This is a genomic window from Streptomyces sp. JNUCC 63, from assembly GCF_054366325.1.
The window spans coordinates 6,767,711-6,785,478 of the sequence record NZ_CM135963.1 but is presented as its reverse complement, the minus strand read 5'-3'; the positions used below and the strand labels follow the sequence as shown (position 1 = coordinate 6,785,478).

General features: G+C 74.0%; 18 protein-coding genes. 6 read left to right on the top strand and 12 right to left on the bottom strand.

From position 1 onward, the window contains the following. The first annotated feature begins 110 nt into the window (after positions 1–110). The gene (locus tag ACX25U_RS31345; protein ID WP_454385022.1) at positions 111–1,133 is read left to right on the top strand and encodes a zinc-dependent alcohol dehydrogenase family protein; all 1,023 of its coding nucleotides are present in this window, start codon (positions 111–113) and stop codon (positions 1,131–1,133) included. Positions 1,134–1,151: 18 nt separating this feature from the next. Here the strand turns inward: ACX25U_RS31345 and ACX25U_RS31340 are convergent, their stop codons facing one another. The 3 genes from ACX25U_RS31340 to ACX25U_RS31330 are packed head-to-tail and all read right to left on the bottom strand — an operon-like array spanning position 1,152 to position 3,843. Next, the gene (locus ACX25U_RS31340; RefSeq protein WP_454385021.1) at positions 1,152–2,183 is read right to left on the bottom strand and encodes an NAD(P)/FAD-dependent oxidoreductase; all 1,032 of its coding nucleotides are present in this window, start codon (positions 2,181–2,183) and stop codon (positions 1,152–1,154) included. After that, positions 2,180–2,695: an isoprenylcysteine carboxyl methyltransferase family protein gene (locus ACX25U_RS31335; protein ID WP_454385019.1), complete on the bottom strand. Its 516-nt coding sequence runs from the start codon at positions 2,693–2,695 to the stop codon at positions 2,180–2,182. Before ACX25U_RS31335 ends, ACX25U_RS31340 begins: the two co-directional genes overlap by 4 nt. 8 nt (positions 2,696–2,703) lie before the next feature. Then, complete coding sequence (locus ACX25U_RS31330) at positions 2,704–3,843, bottom strand: type III polyketide synthase (RefSeq protein WP_454385018.1); 1,140 nt, start codon at positions 3,841–3,843, stop codon at positions 2,704–2,706. A gap of 118 nt (positions 3,844–3,961) precedes the next feature. On the opposite strand from ACX25U_RS31330, the gene ACX25U_RS31325 reads away from it, so the two are divergent. Together ACX25U_RS31325 and ACX25U_RS31320 are read left to right on the top strand one after the other, a co-directional pair. Next, a complete protein-coding gene (locus tag ACX25U_RS31325) occupies positions 3,962–4,771 on the top strand; it encodes a UbiA family prenyltransferase (protein WP_454394598.1) in 810 nt (269 codons plus the stop codon). 59 nt (positions 4,772–4,830) lie between these two features. Beyond that, positions 4,831–5,556 carry a YqjF family protein gene (locus ACX25U_RS31320; protein ID WP_454385016.1) on the top strand — a complete coding sequence of 242 codons (726 nt, stop codon included), beginning with the start codon at positions 4,831–4,833 and terminating at the stop codon, positions 5,554–5,556. A 28-nt stretch (positions 5,557–5,584) separates the two neighbouring features. Here the strand turns inward: ACX25U_RS31320 and ACX25U_RS31315 are convergent, their stop codons facing one another. From ACX25U_RS31315 to ACX25U_RS31305, 3 genes are all read right to left on the bottom strand, one after another. Next, complete coding sequence (locus ACX25U_RS31315) at positions 5,585–6,034, bottom strand: DUF7144 family membrane protein (protein ID WP_454385014.1); 450 nt, start codon at positions 6,032–6,034, stop codon at positions 5,585–5,587. A gap of 33 nt (positions 6,035–6,067) precedes the next feature. Beyond that, entirely contained in the window at positions 6,068–6,565 is a 498-nt protein-coding gene (locus ACX25U_RS31310) for an SHOCT domain-containing protein (RefSeq protein WP_454385013.1), read from the bottom strand. Positions 6,566–6,734: 169 nt separating this feature from the next. Further along, positions 6,735–7,397 carry an HdeD family acid-resistance protein gene (locus ACX25U_RS31305; RefSeq protein WP_454385011.1) on the bottom strand — a complete coding sequence of 221 codons (663 nt, stop codon included), beginning with the start codon at positions 7,395–7,397 and terminating at the stop codon, positions 6,735–6,737. 200 nt (positions 7,398–7,597) lie between these two features. On the opposite strand from ACX25U_RS31305, the gene ACX25U_RS31300 reads away from it, so the two are divergent. Further along, positions 7,598–8,191: a potassium channel family protein gene (locus ACX25U_RS31300; RefSeq protein WP_454385010.1), complete on the top strand. Its 594-nt coding sequence runs from the start codon at positions 7,598–7,600 to the stop codon at positions 8,189–8,191. Positions 8,192–8,295: 104 nt separating this feature from the next. Here the strand turns inward: ACX25U_RS31300 and ACX25U_RS31295 are convergent, their stop codons facing one another. Together ACX25U_RS31295 and ACX25U_RS31290 are read right to left on the bottom strand one after the other, a co-directional pair. Then, positions 8,296–8,493: a hypothetical protein gene (locus tag ACX25U_RS31295; protein WP_454385009.1), complete on the bottom strand. Its 198-nt coding sequence runs from the start codon at positions 8,491–8,493 to the stop codon at positions 8,296–8,298. A 98-nt stretch (positions 8,494–8,591) separates the two neighbouring features. Then, positions 8,592–11,267, bottom strand: coding sequence for a LuxR C-terminal-related transcriptional regulator (locus tag ACX25U_RS31290; protein WP_454385008.1), 2,676 nt, complete (start codon positions 11,265–11,267; stop codon positions 8,592–8,594). A 242-nt stretch (positions 11,268–11,509) separates the two neighbouring features. On the opposite strand from ACX25U_RS31290, the gene ACX25U_RS31285 reads away from it, so the two are divergent. Together ACX25U_RS31285 and ACX25U_RS31280 are read left to right on the top strand one after the other, a co-directional pair. Continuing rightward, the gene (locus ACX25U_RS31285; protein ID WP_454385006.1) at positions 11,510–13,594 is read left to right on the top strand and encodes a SpoIIE family protein phosphatase; all 2,085 of its coding nucleotides are present in this window, start codon (positions 11,510–11,512) and stop codon (positions 13,592–13,594) included. 106 nt (positions 13,595–13,700) lie between these two features. Then, the gene (locus ACX25U_RS31280) at positions 13,701–14,060 is read left to right on the top strand and encodes a DUF779 domain-containing protein (RefSeq protein ID WP_454385005.1); all 360 of its coding nucleotides are present in this window, start codon (positions 13,701–13,703) and stop codon (positions 14,058–14,060) included. 20 nt (positions 14,061–14,080) lie between these two features. Here the strand turns inward: ACX25U_RS31280 and ACX25U_RS31275 are convergent, their stop codons facing one another. The 4 genes from ACX25U_RS31275 to ACX25U_RS31260 form a co-directional block, all read right to left on the bottom strand. Then, positions 14,081–14,275, bottom strand: coding sequence for a hypothetical protein (locus tag ACX25U_RS31275; RefSeq protein ID WP_454385004.1), 195 nt, complete (start codon positions 14,273–14,275; stop codon positions 14,081–14,083). Positions 14,276–14,398: 123 nt separating this feature from the next. After that, a complete protein-coding gene (locus tag ACX25U_RS31270; protein WP_454385003.1) occupies positions 14,399–15,481 on the bottom strand; it encodes an acyl-CoA dehydrogenase family protein in 1,083 nt (360 codons plus the stop codon). Then, positions 15,478–16,725 (bottom strand): acyl-CoA dehydrogenase family protein, encoded by a 1,248-nt coding sequence (locus tag ACX25U_RS31265; protein WP_454385002.1) that lies wholly within the window; start codon positions 16,723–16,725, stop codon positions 15,478–15,480. The genes ACX25U_RS31270 and ACX25U_RS31265 overlap by 4 nt, the downstream gene beginning before the upstream one ends. Beyond that, positions 16,722–17,699, bottom strand: a complete 978-nt coding sequence (locus ACX25U_RS31260; protein ID WP_454385000.1) for an NADPH:quinone oxidoreductase family protein — start codon at positions 17,697–17,699, stop codon at positions 16,722–16,724. The genes ACX25U_RS31265 and ACX25U_RS31260 overlap by 4 nt, the downstream gene beginning before the upstream one ends. Positions 17,700–17,768 lie beyond the last annotated feature (69 nt).

Below are 17,768 nucleotides of genomic sequence, written 5' to 3'. Positions count from 1 at the left end.
CGAAAGGGCCGCGGCCCTGGGCGCAGACCGCCCGGGCGGGCGAGCCGGGTGACAGTGCGGTCGCCCGGCAGCGCCCCGCAGGCCGAGCCGGCACGTAAGGAGCAGCAGTCATGCGCGGTGTGGTGATGCACGCCCCCGGCGACATCCGGGTGGAGCAGCGCGAGGATCCGAGGATCCTCGCGCCGACGGACGCGGTGATCCGCTTGTCGGCGAGTTGTGTCTGCGGATCGGACCTGTGGCCCTACCGCGGGATCGAAGCGGTCGAGGGACCGGCGCCGATGGGACACGAGTACGTCGGCGTCGTCGAGGAGGTCGGCGGCGAGGTGAGGAACGTCGAGCCCGGCCAGTTCGTGGTCGGCTCGTTCTTCGCATCGGACAACACCTGCGAGATCTGCCGGGCCGGCTACCAGTCCTCCTGCGTCCACCGCGAGCTGATGGGCGCGCTGGGAGCCCAGGCGGAGCGGCTGCGGGTCCCGCTCGCCGACGGCACCCTGGTCGCCACCCCGGACATGCCCCCCGAGGACCTGATTCCCAGCCTGCTGGCGGCCTCCGACGTGCTGGGCACCGGCTGGTTCGGCGCCGTGGCGGCCCATGCCGGACCCGGCGGGACCGTCGCGGTCGTCGGGGACGGCGCGGTCGGCCTGCTCGCCGTCCTGGCCGCCCAGCAGCTCGGCGCGGAAAGGATCATCGCGATGAGCCGCCACGAGCCGCGGCAGCGGCTCGCCCGCGAGTTCGGCGCCACCGACATCGTCACCGAACGCGGCGACGAAGGCGTGGCCAGGATCAAGGAAATGACCGGCGGGCTGGGCGCGCACTCGGTCGTCGAAGCCGTCGGTACCCAGGAGTCGATGCTGCAGGCCATCGGTTCCACTCGCCCCGGCGGCCACGTCGGCTACGTCGGCGTCTCCCACGGCGTCACCCTGGACGGGCAGGAGCTGTTCTTCTCCCACGTCCACCTGCACGGCGGCCCCGCCCCGGTGCGCCAGTACCTGCCGCGGCTGATCGACCTGATCTGGAACCGGAGGATCGACCCCGGCAGGGTCTTCGACCTCGACCTCCCCCTCGACCGGGCCGCCGACGCCTACAGGGCCATGGACGAACGCAGCGCCATCAAGGCCCTGCTGCAGGTGTGACCTCAAGGCGGCGCGGCATCACGCCAGTGCGTTGACCGCTGACGCGAAGAGGCGTGGCAGGCGGGCGGCCGTGGGGGTGATGCGTGAGGCGAGTGCGGGCTGCCGGCGGGCTCTGATCAGGAGTTCCGTCAGGAGCCGGTGGCGGCGGGTGGCGCGGTGCCAGTCGGTCTCGTAGCGGCCGGGGGTGCCGCGGCGCAGGTTGTCGACCAGGGCCTGGGCGCCGGTGAGGGCGAGGGAGATGCCCTCACCGGTCAGCGCGTCGATGTATCCGGCGGCGTCGCCGACGAACAGGACCCGCCCGTGGCAGCGGGTGCGGGACCGCTGGCGCAGCGGTCCCGCACCGCGTACGGCGGTGACGGCCGCTTCGCCGGGAAGGCGGGCCGCCAGTTCGGGGAAGGCGGTCAGCTGGGTGTCGAAGGGGGCCCGCCGGGCCGTCAGCAGGGCGACGCCGACGAGCGCGGGACCGAGCGGGGTGACGTACGCCTCCCCGTACGGCCCCCAGTGCACCTCGACGTAGGAGGACCACGGAGGCACCGCGTAGTGGCGGCGCAGCCCGTACCGGGGCGCCGTGCCGCTCCTCACCTCCAGGCCGAGGGAACGGCGCAGCGGCGAGTGGAGGCCGTCCGCGGCGGCCAGCCACCGGGCGCGCAGGCCGGTCCCGGGCACGGTCACGCCCGTGGCGTCCTGCCGTACCTCGTCCACGCGCAGGGGCAGTACGGGGACGCCCGCGTCGACGACGGCCTGGTGCAGGGCGCCGTGCAGGCCGGTGCGGCGGGCGCCGAGGCCGGGGCCGTGCCGAAATGCCGCCTGGACCCGGCGGGACCCCTGGACGTAGCGGATTCCGCTGATCGGCAGGCCGGGGACCTGAAGGCCGAGTGCCTCGAGGGCCCGGACGGCGCCGGGCATCAGGCCCTCACCGCACGCCTTGTCGACCGGCGCCGGGCGTGGCTCCGCCACGACGACGTCGAGGCCTGCGCGCACGGCGTGCAGGGCGGTGGCCAGACCGGCGGGACCGCCTCCGGCGACCAGCAGGTCGTGGCCGCCGCTCACGCGGGCACCGCCGCGGTGAGGGCGGTGTTCTCGCAGCGGACGCGGACCGCGAGCAGGACCGCGTTGGCCACGGTGAACGCCGCCGCGCTCAGCCAGGCGGAGTGCACCAGCGGCAGGGCGGCGATCTCCACCACGACGGCGACGTAGTTGGGGTGGCGCAGGAACCGGTAGGGGCCGGTGCCGATCAGGCGTGCTCCGGGAACGACGATGACCCGGGTGTTCCAGTAGGGGCCGAGTGCGGTGACGCACCACCAGCGCAGCGCCTGCGCCAGGGCGACGAGCGCCAGCATGGGCCATCCCAGAGCGGGCAGGAACGGCCGGTGGGCGAGCAGGGGTTCGGCGAGGCAGCAGGCGAGCAGACCGGTGTGCAGGACGACCATGACCGGGTAGTGGCCGCGGCCGTGCTCCACGCCGGCGCGGGCACGGGTCCAGGCCGCGTTGCGCCGGGCGACGGCGAGTTCGGCGAGGCGTTCGGCGGCGACGGCCAGGACGAGAAGCGTGTACCAGGGCATGGGAGCACTCACCAGCGCAGCAGGACGAGTTCGGAGCAGAACCCCGGGCCCATCGCCAGGACCAGCCCCCAGGTGCCGGGCTCGGGCCGGCGGGACTCCCAGGTGGTCTGCAGGATGTGCAGGACGGAGGCGGAGGACAGGTTTCCCACGGTCGCGAGGGAGTGCCGGGCGGTGTCCAGGGCGTCTCCGGGCAGGCCGAGGGCGTCGGCCACGGCGGAGAGCACCTTGGGGCCTCCCGGGTGGCACACCCAGGTCCCGATGTCGTCGGTGGTCAGGCCGTGTTCGGCGAGGAAGGCGCACAGGTGCCGGCCGAACCGGTCCCGTACGATCCCGGGGACGCCGGCGTCGATCACGACGCGGAACCCGCTGGCGCCGATGTCCCAGCCCAGGAGCTGTTCGGTGCCCGGATACAGGCGGCTGCGGGTCGCGACCACCGAGGGACCGCCCGTGCCCTGCCCCGCCCTGCCGTGGCCGCGCGCGACAAGCGCTGCCGCGCCGTCACCGAACAGGGCTCCGGCGATGAGGTTGGCGCGGGAGTCGTCGTGCCGCTGCAGCGTCAGCGAGCACAGCTCGACACTGAGCAGCACCGCCGTGTCGTCGGGGTGCCCCCGCAGATAGTCGTGCAGCCGGGCGAGTCCGGCCGCGCCCGCCACACAGCCCAGGCCGAACACGGGGAGTCTCTTGACGTCGGGCCGCAGGCCCAGTCGCCCGGCCAGCCTGGCGTCGAGCGACGGAGCGGCGATGCCGGTGATGGAGGTGCACACCAGCAGATCCACGTCGGCCGACCGGAGCCCCGCCTCCCGCAGCGCGCCGCTGAGGGCCTCCTCGCCCAGTTCGAGTCCGGCGGCCACCCACGCGTCGTTGCTCCGCCCGAAGTCGCCGAGGCCGGCGTACCGCTCGATCGGCAGGGCGAGATGGCGTGTGCGCACACCGGCGGAGGCGTGCAGGCGGCGCAGTACGGCGCGGTCGGCCCCCGGGGCGAGGCACAGGTCGCCGATCGCCTCGGTGAGGTCGTCCTGGGTGTACCGGTGCGGCGGCAGCGCGGTGCGGACCGCGGCGATCGTGCTCGCCGTGCCGGGCGGGGACGCCGGGCACGGCACGGTGGGCGGCGGAAGGGGAACGTCGTCGACGATCACAGGGACACGCATGTCGGTAATACCTTCCTCTTGCCATACGCCCCCTTAACGTCCCTTTGTGTCACTCCACCCGCCCGACGCCGTCCCGCCGGATGCCCTTCCGCCCGCGGCACACCGTGTCCCGGTGCTGCTGTTGCGCTCCTGCCACCTGGAGCCGGCGGTCGCCGTGACCGTGTTCGTGACCGCGCTGGCCGTGGCGGCGGGCCGCGGGGCGGCGGGTTCGGCGGCGGTGGCCGCGGCCGTGCTGGCCGGGCAGCTCTCGGTGGGCTGGTGCAACGACGCGGTCGACGCCCGGCGCGACACGGCCTGCGGGCGGCGTGACAAGCCGGTGGCCACCGGTGAACTCGCGCCCCGGGCGGCGGCTGTCGCGGCCGGGACGGCCCTGGCGCTGTGTGTACCGCTGTCGCTGCTGAGCGGCACCGCCGCGGGAGTGGCGCATCTGGCGGGCATGGTGGTCGCGGGCTGGACCTACAACCTGGTGTTCAAGCACACGGTGCTCTCGGCGCTGCCCTATGCCGTGGGTTTCGGTTCGCTGCCGGCCTTCGTCACCCTCGGCCTGCCCTCGCCGTCCTGGCCCGCCTGGTGGGCGGTCGTGGCCGGCGCGCTGCTGGGTGTGGGGGCGCACCTGGTCAATGTGCTTCCGGACATCGAGGACGACCTCGCGGCCGGTGTGCGCGGGCTGCCGCAGCGGCTGGGCCGCCCGGCCTGCCGGTGGCTGGCCCCGTTCGTGATGGTGGCGGCCGTGGGCGTGGTCGTCGCGGGGCCACCCGGTGCGGTGACGTTCTCGGGCCGGGTACTGGCGGCGGCGGCCGGGATCGTGGCGGTCGCGGGGACGGCTGTGCCGGCGGGGGGCCGAAGCCGGTGGCCGTTCCGGGCGGCGATCGTGGTGGCCGGCATGGCCGTGGCACAACTCCTGCTGCGCGGCGCGGACATGGCCTGACACCGGTCCTGCCGCCTGTGCCGCGTTTTCGCCGCCGGTGCGTGGGGGACTCGCCGGCTGTGGTGGCGTACGGAGCGGAGCAGCGGGTGCGCCTGCCCGCGTTGCGGGCCGGCTGGCTGACGCAGACGTTCGTCCACTGGCCCTTCCGGCCGGAGGCGGTGCAGGCTCTGGTGCCCGGGGAACTGGTCGTGGACGAGTACGAGGGGGTCGCCTGGGTGGGGCTCACGCCCTTCGTCATGGCGGACGTACGCCCTCCCGGCGTACCCGCCACCGCGCCCGGGCTCCCGACGTTCGCGGAGACCAACCTCCGGACCTACGTCCGGCACCGGCACGGACGGGACGGGCTGTGGTTCCTGTCCCTCGAAGTCGCCTCCCCGCTGATGCTGGCGGCTCGTGCCGTCGGCGCGCCGTACCACCTGGGCACCCTCAGCGTCTCCGCGAACGGGGGCACCGTCTCGTACGCCGGTTCCAGGCGGAGGGGCCGGGTCTCCTACCGCCTGGTCGTCCGCCCCGGTGCCCCGATCGAGCCGACGGAGCGGGACGTGTGGCTGATCTCGCGCTGGCGGGCGTACACACGCCGGCTGGGGATGCTCTGGGAGACGCCCGTCGAGCACGAGCCGTGGCCGCTGGCCGGCGCCGTCGTCGACGTACTGGAGGAGACGCTGACCACCGCGGCGGGCCTGCCCGCCCCTCTCGGTGAACCCGTGGTGCACTTCTCGGAAGGAGTCCGGCACGTACGGCTCGGGCCCTCCCGGCCCTGTGTCCGAGGGGCGGGAGGGTCCTGACCGAGTCCTGGCCGAGCGGGGACGGTTGTCAGGGGCTCGGCGGGGCGGCGGTCCTGGCGGGGGTGGGGGGTTCCTCGGGGCGTGCCACGCACAGCGCCCAGATGATGAAGCCGGAGAAGGCGATCATCACGACCGACCAGAGCGGGTAGTACGGCAGGGACAGGAAGTTGGCCAGGATGATGAACCCGGCGATGGTCGCACCGGCCACGCGGGCCCACATCGCCGTCCGGAACAGCCCGATGCCGACGATCACGGCGAGCGCCCCGAGGACCAGGTGGGTCCAGCCCCAGCCGGTGAGGTCGAATCGGAAGACGTAGCCGCGCGTGGTGACGAAGACGGCGTCCCGGGCGATGCCCATGATCCCGCGGAAGACGCCGAGCACTCCGGTGATCGTCAGCATGACCGCGGCGAAGGCCGTCAGGCCGGTGGCCCATGCCATCCTCGCCGTGCCCGGGCGTGCGGTGCGGGTCGCGGTCATCTGCTGCCTCGTTCCGTCTCGTCCGGCCGGGCCTCAGCGGCGGCCGGGAGGGGAGGTGACGGAGGAGCCGGGCGTGTCGGGGGCGGAGGTGACGGAGGTGGCGCGGCCCTCGGGGACGCCGCCGGACAGGACCGTCTCCTTGGCCCGGGCGAACTCCTCGTCCGTGATGTCGCCCCGGGAGCGCAGGTCGGACAGGCGGGCGAGTTCGTCGACGCCGGACCTGCCGCCGCCCGCGGCCTCGCGGACGTGGGCGTTGAAGGCCTCCTGCTGCTCCCGCGCCTGGGCGATCTCCCGCCGGCCCATGCCCCTGCCGCGGGCGATGACGTAGACGAGGACGCCGAGGAACGGCAGCACGATGCAGAACACCAGCCAGCCCGCCTTGGCCCAGCCGTTCAGGCCGTCGTCGCGGAAGATGTCTAGGACGACCCGGAAGAGCAGGATGAACCACATGATCCACAGGAAGAACCACAGCATCGTCCAGAAGGCGCTCAGCAGCGGATAGTCGTACGCGAGGTATGTCTGCGTGCTCATTTCTCTCCTCCGTCCCGGGCCCGCGCCCGGCTGCCGCGATCTGCCGTCTCTCAGCGTCCGCACGGCAAGACCCGGGCGCCTCACCCGAGCCGGGTGACCGTGGGCGCCTCCACCGCGCTGCTGCGCGGGCTCCGCGGCGGTGACGGCGCCTGCTCCATGGCCGAGGAGCTCACGCCGTGGCCGTCGGCCCCGACCGGACTCCGGTTCGTGCCTTGCGCAGTGCCGAGCGCCAGGCGAAGGCGACGCCCAGTTCGACCAGGCCGAGCAGGACGAGCCACAGGCCGAGCAGCCGGGTCAGGACGACGGCCGACTGGGTGGGCAGGGCGAGTACGACGATGCCCGCGACGATGCCGAGTGCCGCCGCGCCGAGGACGACGCCGCGGTGGGCCAGGTCCTTGACGGCGAGGGCCGCGTAGGCGGTGAGCATGCCGGACAGCAGCCAGACGACGCCGACGATCAGCGAGAGCGCGGCGACGGTCTGCAGAGGGTGCCGCAGGCACAGCACGCCGGCGAGGACGAACAGCACCGCCACGAGCAGCCGCGGCAGCCGCTCGCCGTGCTCCTCCCGGGAGAACGCGGTGACGAACCGGAACGCGCCGGTCACCAACAGGTACAGCCCGACGACGACCGCCAGGACGTGCAGTGTCCCGCCGGGCCAGGCGAGCAGGACGATCCCCGGCACCAGTGTCGCCAGCGCCGAGGCCAGCAGCCAGGTCCACGAGGTGCCGAGTCCCGCCAGGGCGTCCGCGGGACCGCCTGCCGGGCCGGGATCCGTCCCGTCGGGCCCGTGTTCGGTTCCGGCACGTGGTGCCGAACCACGCGATACGGTCATGGCTCCTCCTCGCGGGATCGGGTGCAGGTCGCTGCCGGACCGCCGACGGGACGGTGTGCGAGGACCCGAAGGCCAGCGTCCCGCGGGGCCTCGCCCGCCGGGTCACCCATGGGGGGTGATCCGGCCGGATCCCTGCCAGGATGATCTGGGACCGGACCCGCACGCCCGCTTGCCGGACAGCGGAACGGGAGGGACACCAGATGGGCGATCCAGCAGTTCCTCGCCCCCCGGACGCCGCCGCGGGCAGGTGTCCGCCGGGGAGGAACCGGGGGCAGCGCGCGCCCCGGTGGGCGGCCGCCGTGATGCTCGCCCGCTCCGCGCTCGTCACGGCCGGACTCGTCGCCGCGTACTACCTGCTGCCCCTGGACGGCGGCCGCACGAACGCGGCGGCCGCCCTGCTCGCGCTCGGGCTGGTGGGTGTCGCGCTGGTCTTCGCCTGGGAGGTCGTGGTCATCACACGCTCGCCGTACCCCCGGCTGAAGGCCGTGGAGGCCCTGGCATCCACGCTGCCGTTCTTCCTGCTGCTCTTCGCCACCGCCTACTACCTGCTGGAGCGCACCGCCCCAAGGTCCTTCAGCGAACCGCTGACCAGGACGGACTCCCTGTACTTCACCCTGACCACGTTCACCACCGTCGGGTACGGCGACATCACCGCACGGTCGCAGACGGCCCGCGTGCTGACCATGTTCCAGATGGCGGGCGGTCTGCTGCTCGTGGGGGTCGCCGCGCGCGTGCTGACGAGCGCCATCCAGGCGGGTCTGCGGCAGCAGCACCGGGAACGGCCGCCCGAGTAGCGAGTGGCGCACTCCGGGATCGGCTCACTCCGGGATCGGCTCACTCCGGGATCGGCTCACTCCGGGATCGGCTCACTCCGGGATCGGCTCACTCCGGGATCGGCTCACTCCGGGACACGCCGCATCTCCAGGACCCGCAGGCCCAGCGACTGGCAGCGGGCCAGCAGCCCGTACAGGTGCGCCTCGTCCACCACGGGGCCGAACAGGACCGTCTGGCCGGACATCACCACGTGGTCCAGCTCCGGGAACGCCTTGGCCAGCGTCTCCGACATGTGCCCGTCGACACGGATCTCGTAGCGCATCAGCTGCTCCCGCGGTGGCCTGGGGACGGGCGTACCACGCCCCCTGTCCGAGGGTCCGCCCCGGCCGGCCGCGGGACCTCACCCGATGCAGGTGACCCTCACAGGAGACGGAGTTCGCGCGCGCGGTGGACCGCGTCGCCCCGTCTGTTGACGCCGAGCTTCCGGTAGACGCTCTTGAGGTGGGTCTTCACCGTGTTGACGGACACGAAGAGGTCCGCGGCGATCTCCTCGGTCGACATCATCTGGGCGAGCCGCCGGAGTACGTCGCGCTCGCGACCGCTCAGTTCCTCGACGACCAGGGCGGTCTGCCGGGCCGTGTGCGGCAGGGTCCGCAGGCGGGACTCCGGGCGGGCCGCCGGGCCGCCCCGGGCCGGTTCCCGGAGCGCGTCCGTGCGCAGCAGGCGGCGCAGCCACGGGCCGGCCTCCAGGAGCGGGCGTCGCAGCCGCTCGCGCCGGGCCTCCGCCAGTGCCCTGGTGGCGAGCCGGCGCGCGGTGGTGGGGTCGCCCTGCCGGCCGGCGGCCTCGGCGCGCGCCAGCAGGGCCCGGACCGTCACCGCGGGACCCCTGTGCTCGTCGGCGGGCAGGTGGTCGAGCAGGTCCAGGGCGATGTCCGGGTCTCCCGCGGCCAGGTGGGCCCGGGCGGCCGCCACCGTGCACGCGGCCTCCTGGCCCACCGCGTCCTCCAGCACCTTCACGGCCGTCTCGGGGCGGCCCTCGGCGAGGTGGGCGGCGGAGACGACGAGCGCCGTGTGGTTCTCGGCCCACGGGGAGGCCACGGCGGCCGGGACGGCGGACTCGGCGGTCTCCAGGGCGGCCCCGGGCTGTCCGCGGGCCAGTTGGAGGCGGGCCTGTGCGATGACGCGGCTCGCGGCGGTCACGGGGTCCGGCGGCACCGGTTGCACGGCCGCCGCCCGGTCCAGGAGGGCCTGGGCGTCGTCCAGTTCGTCACGGTCCACGGCCACCGCGGCCAGCACCAGGTGGACCAGACCCAGACCGGTCGGCTCGGCCAGGCTGAAGCGTTCGGCGTCGGTGAGTGCCGCCAGGGCCCCGCGTTCGGCGCGGGTGGGCCAGCCGGTCAGGTAGTCGATGAGCGCGAGCTGGCCCAGGGACTCCTCCCGGGGCAGCGCCGTCGCCCCGCCGGATCCGGCGGCCGCCGCGGACAGCGCGGCCCGGGCATCGTCGAAGCACCCTGCCCACAGACGGGCCGCGCCCAGGTGGGTCTGCAGCAGGGCGGGGAGTTCGGGGTGTCTGTCCAGGAGCTCGGCCGGGATGTCCTGCCGCAGTTCCCGCGCCGCCCGGGCCGCGTGTTCGGCGCGGCCCGGGGCTCCGGTCAGCCGGGCGGCGAGGGCGTCCAGGAGCGCGCAGCTGAGCCGGGCCGCCGCCCTGCCGGGGCCGGCCCGGGCGAGTTCGCGGCGGGCGTGTTCCAGGTGCACGTGCGCGTGGTCCAGGTCGCGGTCGGACAGTTCGCGCGCCGCGCGGACGAGGTCGGCCTCGGGGCCGGTGGCGCCGGGGGGCATCCGTGCGAACAGCTCGCCCAGGCCGTCGGAGCGCAGGCCGGTGAAGAACTGGCCGATCGCCAGGTCGTCGACGAGGACGCGGGCGGTGAACTCCCAGTCGCCGGCCGCGGCGCCGTGGGCGAGCGTGTCGGGCAGCGGCCCGCGGTGCCGCAGCCACTCGGCGGCCCTGCGGTGCAGTTCGGTCTCCAGGCTGGGGAACCGCACTCTGAGATGGGCTCCGAGGATCTCCGCGAAGAGCGGGTGGAGGCGGTACCAGGAGTGGCCGAGGTGTTCGACGAACGCGTTGGCCCGGTGCAGTTCGGCCAGGATGGGTTCGGCGTCCCGGCGGCCGGCGAGCGCGTTGGCCAGGTCGGGGCAGAACCGGTCGAGGACGCTGACCCGCAGCAGCAGGTCCTGGGTCGGGGCCGGCTGTCTCTTGAGCACCTCGGCCAGCAGGAAGTCGGCGATCGTGCTCTGTCCGGCCTCGAACTCCTTGAGGTACGTCTCGGGGTCGCTGCTCTGCTGCGCGGCCAGGGCGCACAGCCGCAGGCCCGCCGCCCAGCCCCGGGTGCGCTCGACGAGCGCGCGGGCCGCGTCGGGGCCCAGACGCAGCCCGTGCAGTTCCAGCAGTGTCGCCGCCTCCTCGGGGGTGAAGGCCAGCTCCGCGTCCCTGATCTCGGTCAGGGTGCCGTCCGCGCGGTAGCGGTGCAGGGGCAGGGTCGGTTCGGTGCGGGTGACGAGGACCAGGCGCATGCCCCGGCCGGCGTGGTGCAGGACGAAGCCGAGCTGGTCGGCGATCTCCGGGGCGGTCACGCGGTCGTACTCGTCGAGGACGACGGTCAGGGGCCGGTCGCGGCCGTTCAGCTGTGCGGCGAGCCGGGCGAGCAGGCCGTGGTCCACCGCGCCGGCGTCGGCCGGGCAGCCGACGTCCCGGATCTCGTCGGCCCCCGAGGCGCGCAGGGCCTCCAGCAGGTAGGCCCAGAAGACGCCGGGCGCCTGGTCGCAGGCGTCGACGGTGAGCCAGGCCACCGGTCGTCCCAGGTGGGCGGCCCAGTCGGCGACCAGGAGCGTCTTGCCGGCGCCCGCGCATCCGTTGACCATCGTCAGCAGCGGGTCCGGCGCCTGGTCGAGCACCTCGACCAGGCGCTGCCGGCGCAGGAAGGTGGCCGGCCGCACCGGCACGGCGAAGCGGGTCCGCAGGAACGGGTCCCCCAGCGGATCGACGCCCGCGGCCGGCGGCCGGGGCCTGTTGCCTCCACGTTCGGACACCGCGCTCACCACCACTGTCCGTCAGGTCATCTGGCAGCGCTCCTTGCCGTTTCAGGATCCCAGTGTCCACGCACGCGCGCGCGTCACACGGGAGGGATCACCGGTCCCGTCAGCGCGAACCGCTCCCCGCACCGCGCGTCCTGCGAGTGCGGGCGCCGCGGGGGCGGAGCACGCTGGAAAAGCGCCCTCGAGTGCGCGTCGGCAGCCGCGCGCCCGGCTGGGCGTGGAGGTGGAGCCCGGAGGAGGTCCCATTGGCGTACGGCGATGCCGACAGGTTCGTGGACGAGATGTCGGCCTCCCTGCTGGAGGCGCTGTTCAGCAGTTCGCCGATCGGTCTCCATCTGCTGGACACCGATCTGCGGGTGGTCCGGCTCAACACCACCACGCCCGCCATGCGGAGCCGGTCCGCGGACGATCTGGTCGGGCGTCCTTTCCGCGACGCGTACCACATCGTCGAGGGCAACGAGGTGGAGGTCCTGCTGCGGGACGTGCTGGAGAGCGGGGACGCCCTGCGCGAGCGCATCGTGCGGGCACACGTCCAGGGGGACCCGCCCGAGGAGCGGTACTTCGAGATCACCGCCCTGCGCCTGCAAAGTCCGCGCGGGCGGGTGCTGGGCCTGGCGGTGACCGCGGTCGACGTCACCGAACGGGAACGTGGACGCTCCCGCATCAGGGTGCTGGATGCGGTCCGGCGGCGCGTGGGCCGGACCCTGGATCCATCGGTGAGCGGCGAGGAGCTCGTCGGAGCCGTGGTCCCCGAGTTCACCGACGTGGCCATCGTGGAGGTGGTGGACTCCGTGCTCCGCGGCGACGACCCGCCCCTCGCCCCGCTGCCGCCGGGCACGCCCCTGATGCGCACCGCCTTCCGCAGCAGCCACAGCAGCCCGCTGCAGGCGCATCCCGTGGGTGACGTACGCCGTCTGCCGGCTCCCACGCCCTTCACCCAAGCGCTGGCCGATCTGCGGCCCCGGGTGGTTTCGCTGCACCCGTCCGACCCGTGGCTGCCCGTCGACCCCGCGCGCGCGGAGGCGATGCACGCGGCGCAGTGCCATACGCTGCTGGTGGTGCCCCTGGCCCTGCGCGACGCGGCGCTCGGGCTGGTCAGCCTCTACCGAGCGGGGTCGTCCCCGCCGTTCGACGCGGACGACCGGCAGCTCGCCGTCGAGCTGGCCGCGCACGCCGCCCTGGGCATCGACAACGCCCGGCGCTACGTCCGTGAGCACGCCGTGGCCGCCCTGGTCCAGCGCCGGCTGCTGCCCCGGCGCCCGGAGAGCCACACATCCCTTCAGGCCGCCTTTCTGTCGGTCACCGGTGCCGATCCCGGCGCCTGGTACGACACAATCGCCCTGTCCGGCGTCCGCACCGCGCTCGTGGTCGGCAAGGTGTTCGGGCAGGGCCTGAACGCGGCCACGACCATGGGCCGGCTACGCACCGTCGTACGGTCCCTGTCGGCCTTCGACCTCGCTCCCGACGAACTCATGGCCCGGCTGCACGACACGGCGGCCGAGCTGGCGTCCGAGCAGGCGGACCTGCCGCTGGGCGACCCGCTGCGCCGCGAGGCGCTCACCGCCGACTGCGTGTACGCCGTCCACGATCCCCTGGTCGGCACGTGCGTGATGGCGGCGGCCGGCTCCCTGGCCCCCGTCGTGATCCTCCCGGACCGCACCGTCACCGTTCCCGACTGCCCGGCCGGACCGTCTCTGGCCACAGGGGAGGACGCGCCCTTCGCGACCGTCGAGTTCGAGGTGCCGGAGGGCAGCGTGCTGGTCTTCGCCAGCGATCCGCGCATCACCGCCCATCTCGCGCAGTCCTCCGGGCCGCTGCGTATGGCGCCCGACTACGTCGAGCGTCCGCTGCGGGACCTGTGCGACGCCCTCGTCTACGCCCTTCCGGACAGCCTGGGCGCGGGTGACGCGGCGGTGATCGTCGCACGCGTCCGCTCCTTCTCGCCGGACGGGTTCGCCTCCTGGCGGCTCGACGCGGACGCCTCCTCGGTGGCCACCGCACGCGGCCATGCCCGCGAACAGCTCACCGCCTGGCGCGTGAACGCCGAAACGGCTTACAACGCGCAGCTCATCGTCAGCGAACTCGTCACCAACGCCCTCAGGTACGGAGCCCCGCCGATCGAACTCCGCCTGATCAACGACCGCACCCTCACCTGCGAGGTGCGGGACTCCGGCCCTGCCGCTCCGCACCTGCGCCACGCCCGGGTCGTCGACGAGGGCGGCCGCGGCCTGTTCATCGTCGCCCAGCTGGCCCAGGCCTGGGGCACCCGCTTCACCCCCTCGGGCAAGACGGTCTGGACCGAGCAGTCCCTGCCCGGGGAGGAGAGCTGACCACCGCCGCGGCCGGTGCAACCTTGTCGCAACCTCGGCGCTGCTTGTCTGGATCCCGGGCCACGGGCCCCGGCTTCTGCTTCCTGTGCGGCGAAGGACGGCGACGATGTACGAGGAGACCCCGCGCGTCGAGCTCACGCCCGCGGCGGCCGATCTGGTGCGGCGGCTGAGCGAGGCGCACGGACCGCTGATGTTCCACCAGTCGGACGGCTGCTGCGACGGCAGCGCGCCCATGTGCTACCCGGCGGGCGAGTTCCGTACCGGCGGTTCGGACGTGCTGCTCGCGGAGCTGGAGGTGGAGGGGGTGGACCGGCCGGTGGCGTTCTGGATGTCGCGCAGCCAGTACGCGGTGTGGAGCCACACCCGGCTGATCGTCGACGTGGTGCCCGGCCGGGGCAGCGGTTTCTCCCTGGAGGCGCCCGAAGGAGTGCGTTTCCTCATCCGTTCCCGCGTGGTCGGCGCCTGAGCCCCGCGCGGGACACCGCGTCAAGGGCGCAGGCTGCCGACGATCTGTGCCGTGGCCGCCAGGCCCTCGTGGATGGTGGGCGCCATGCTCGTGCCGGCCAGGAAGAAGCCGAGCAGCACACAGACCAGGGCGTGCGAGAACTTCAGGGCGCCGTTGCGCACGAAGATCACCGCGATGATCAGGAGCAGCAGCACCACAGAGATGGAAATCGCCATCGTCAACCTCCTCCGCCACGCCCACATCGCGGCTTTCGGCCGCAAGTGTGGCGCAGCGGAGGGTTCGGCCGGGCGGCAGACGTGTCCCCCGAACGTGTGGTTCTGACGCTGGCCCCGGGTGTGTCAGGGGGCCTGGAGGTCGACCAGTCCGGCCAGCTCCTCGCGATGGGCGCCCGCCGTGCCGTAGGCGATGGAGTCGGCCTTGGCCCGCTTGAGGTGGAGGTGGACCGGGTGCTCCCAGGTCATGCCGATGCCGCCGTGCAGCTGCAGCGCCTCCTCGGCCGCGTGGACGGCGACGGGGACCGCGTAGGCCTGGGCGACGGCGACCGCCACGTCGGCGTCCTCGCCCCGGGCCAGTGCGTCGGCCGCGCTCCGGGCGGCGGCGCGGAGGCCGACGATCTCGAGCCACAGCTGGGCGAGCCGGTGCTTGAGCCCCTGGAAACCGCCCACGGGCCGGTTGAACTGCTTGCGCTCCTTCAGGTAGCGCACGGTCTCGGTCAAGGCCCGGTCGGCGATGCCTAGTTGCTCGGAGGCGAGCAGCCCCGCCCCGGCGCGCAGGGCCCGGCGTACGGCGGGCTCGGCATCGCCCAGCCGGCGTCCCGCAGCGCCCTCGAAGACGACCGTCGTCACGGGCCGGGTCAGGTCCAGGGACACCTGCGGCGTGACCGTCACCGCGTCCGCCCTCACGGCGTACAGCCCGCCGTCCTCGGCCGGCACCAGCAGGACATCGGCCACGGCGGCGTCCGCGATACCGGTCAACTCCCCGTGCAGACACCCGTCTTCGGCGCGTACGGCCCTGAAGGCGCCGCCCGGTGCGGTGTGCAGCCCGACGGCCAGGGCGCCGATCCTCCGGCCGGACGCCAGGTCGGCCAGCAGCCCCGCGGCCTCCTCGCCCGCGCAGGCCAGCAGCGCCTCGGTGGCGACCACGGCGCTCGTGAGATACGGGACGGGGGCCACGGCCCGGCCCAACTCCTCCAGGACCACGGCCGCCTCGCGGTGCGTGGCACCCTGGCCGCCCCCCTCCTCGGGCACCAGCAGGCCCGCCAGGCCCATGCCCTCGGCGAGCGACTTCCACAGCGCGAGGTCGTGCGGCGCGTCCGACTCCATGCGCGCGATCACGTCCGCCGGGTCGCAGTGGTCGGTGAGCAGGTCCCGGACGGCGGCGCGCAGCGCCTCTTCCTCCTCCGAGTAGAGAAGATCTGTCATTTGGCCAGGTCCTTCCACGCGACGTCCTTGTCGGTGCGCGGCTCGGCGGGCAGGCCCAGGACGCGCTCGGCGACGATGTTCAGCAGGACCTCGCTGGTCCCGCCCTCGATGCTGTTGCCCTTGGAGCGCAGGTAGCGGTAGCCGGCGTCGCGGCCGGTGAAGTCGACCAGTTCGGGGCGGCGCATGGTCCAGTCGTCGTACAACAGCCCTTCTTCGCCGCGCAGTTCGACCTCCAAGCCGCTGATCTCCTGGTTGAGGCGGGCGAAGGCGAGCTTCATGCCGGAGCCCTCGGGGCCGGGCTGGCCGGCGACGAGCTGCTGGCGCAGGCGTTCGCCGGTGAGGCGGGCGACCTCGGCCTCCACCCACAGCTTCAGCAGCCGCTGGTGCAGGTCGTGGGTGCGCAGTTCCGGGCGTTCGCGCCAGGTCTTCGCGACCGGACCGATCATGCCGCCCTCCCGGGGCAGCCGCATACCGCCGATGGACACGCGCTCGTTCATGAGGGTGGTCTGCGCGACCCGCCAGCCGTCGCCGGTCTCGCCCAGGCGGCGGGAGTCGGGGATGCGGACGCCGGTCAGGAAGACCTCGTTGAACTCGGCCTCTCCGGTGATCTGGCGCAGCGGCCGGACCTCGACGCCGGGGTCGGTCATGTCGCACAGGAAGTAGGTGATGCCCTGATGCTTGGGCACGTCCGGGTCGGTGCGGGCGATGAGGATGGCCCAGCGGGCGAGGTGGGCGCTGGAGGTCCACACCTTCTGCCCGTCGACCACCCAGTCGTCGCCCTCTCGGACGGCGCGGGTGCCGAGGGCGGCGAGGTCCGATCCGGCGCCGGGCTCGCTGAACAGCTGGCACCACACCTCCTCGCCGGTCCACAGGGGCTTCAGGAAGCGCCGCTTCTGCTCCTCGGTGCCGTAGCGCAGGATGGTCGGGGCGGCCATGCCGAGGCCGATGCCGATGCGGCGCGGGTCGTTGTCCGGGGCGCCCGCGGCCTCCAGCTCCGCGTCCACGACGGCCTGGAGGGAGCGGGGGGCGCCGAGGCCGCCGAGGCCCTCCGGGTAGTGCACCCAGGCGAGCCCGGCGTCGAAGCGGGCCCTGAGGAAGTCGAGGCGATCCGTGGTGGCGGATGAGGAGGGCGGGCCCGCAGGGCCCTCGGTCGAGGGTGGTGGGAGACGGGTGGGATGATGCGCGGCCAGCAACTCGCGGGTGCGGCGGCGCAGTTCGGCCGCGTCGATGGGGCTGTCGGTCATGCGACGGCTCCGTTCTCCAGCGAAGGCACCACGGCGATACGGCCCGTGGTGACACCGTCGACGACCCGCTGCACGGCGGCCGCCGCCCCGTCCAGCGGCACCCGTTCGCTCACCAGCGGCTTGATCGCGCCCCGGGCGGCCAGCTCGGTGAGCTGCTCGTGGCAGTGCTGGACCAGCTTGGGGTTCCTGGTGTTGTACAGGCCCCAGTGCAGGCCGAGGATCGCGTAGTTCTTGACGAGGGCGTGGTTGAGCGCCGGGCTCGGGATGGACCCGCTCGCGAAGCCCACGACGACGATCCGGCCCTCGAAGGCGACGACCTTGGCGGACTGGGCGTACGCCTCGCCGCCGACCGGGTCGTAGATCACGTCGGCGCCCCGGCCGCCGGTGGCCTCCTTGACGGCGGCGATGACGTCCTCGCCGCGCCGGTCCACGACGACGTCGCAGCCCAGCTCCCGGGCCACGGCGGCCTTCTCCACGCCGCCGACGACACCGATGACCCTGGCGCCGGCCGCCTTGCCGAGCTGCACGGCCGCGCTGCCGACCCCGCCGGCGGCGGCGTGCACGAGCAACGTCTCGCCGGCCTCGAGGCGGGCCCTGCGGTGCAGGCCGAACCAGCCCGTCTGGTAGCCGATGTGCAGGGCCGCGGCCTCGGCGTCGTCCAGCGCGTCCGGGGCGGGCAGGAGGGCGGCGGCGTCGGCGACGGCGTACTCGGCGAAACCGCCGTACGGCAGCGCCGGGTTGGCGATCACCCGGCGCCCGTCCTCGGTCTCGCCGCAGATCTCCACGCCCGGTGTGAAGGGCAGCGGCGGCCGGACCTGGTACTGGCCCCGGCACAGCAGCGCGTCGGGGAAGTTGATGTTGGCGGCACGCACCCTGAGCAGGACCTGGCCGTCGCCGGGGGTGGGCGGCTCGGTCTCCTCCAGGCGCATCACCTCGTTCGGCTCGCCGTTCTCGTGCACTCGCCATGCCTGCATGCGCCGCCTCCAGGGACTGCGTCGTCGGACCGGGTCGATCGCATACTAAGCGGTCGCTTGCCGATCGGG

Excerpts from the sequence above, each read along its gene's own strand:
- ACX25U_RS31335 (WP_454385019.1), bottom strand. The coding sequence starts at position 2,695 with ATGCCCTGGTACACGCTTCTCGTCCTGGCCGTCGCCGCCGAACGCCTC.
- ACX25U_RS31260 (WP_454385000.1), bottom strand. The coding sequence starts at position 17,699 with ATGCAGGCATGGCGAGTGCACGAGAACGGCGAGCCGAACGAGGTGATG.
- ACX25U_RS31305 (WP_454385011.1), bottom strand. The coding sequence starts at position 7,397 with ATGACCGTATCGCGTGGTTCGGCACCACGTGCCGGAACCGAACACGGG.
- ACX25U_RS31270 (WP_454385003.1), bottom strand. The coding sequence starts at position 15,481 with ATGACAGATCTTCTCTACTCGGAGGAGGAAGAGGCGCTGCGCGCCGCC.
- ACX25U_RS31345 (WP_454385022.1), top strand. The coding sequence starts at position 111 with ATGCGCGGTGTGGTGATGCACGCCCCCGGCGACATCCGGGTGGAGCAG.
- ACX25U_RS31275 (WP_454385004.1), bottom strand. The coding sequence starts at position 14,275 with ATGGCGATTTCCATCTCTGTGGTGCTGCTGCTCCTGATCATCGCGGTG.
- ACX25U_RS31265 (WP_454385002.1), bottom strand. The coding sequence starts at position 16,725 with ATGACCGACAGCCCCATCGACGCGGCCGAACTGCGCCGCCGCACCCGC.
- ACX25U_RS31330 (WP_454385018.1), bottom strand. The coding sequence starts at position 3,843 with ATGCGTGTCCCTGTGATCGTCGACGACGTTCCCCTTCCGCCGCCCACC.
- ACX25U_RS31315 (WP_454385014.1), bottom strand. The coding sequence starts at position 6,034 with ATGACCGCGACCCGCACCGCACGCCCGGGCACGGCGAGGATGGCATGG.
- ACX25U_RS31310 (WP_454385013.1), bottom strand. The coding sequence starts at position 6,565 with ATGAGCACGCAGACATACCTCGCGTACGACTATCCGCTGCTGAGCGCC.
- ACX25U_RS31295 (WP_454385009.1), bottom strand. The coding sequence starts at position 8,493 with ATGCGCTACGAGATCCGTGTCGACGGGCACATGTCGGAGACGCTGGCC.
- ACX25U_RS31300 (WP_454385010.1), top strand. The coding sequence starts at position 7,598 with ATGGGCGATCCAGCAGTTCCTCGCCCCCCGGACGCCGCCGCGGGCAGG.
- ACX25U_RS31280 (WP_454385005.1), top strand. The coding sequence starts at position 13,701 with ATGTACGAGGAGACCCCGCGCGTCGAGCTCACGCCCGCGGCGGCCGAT.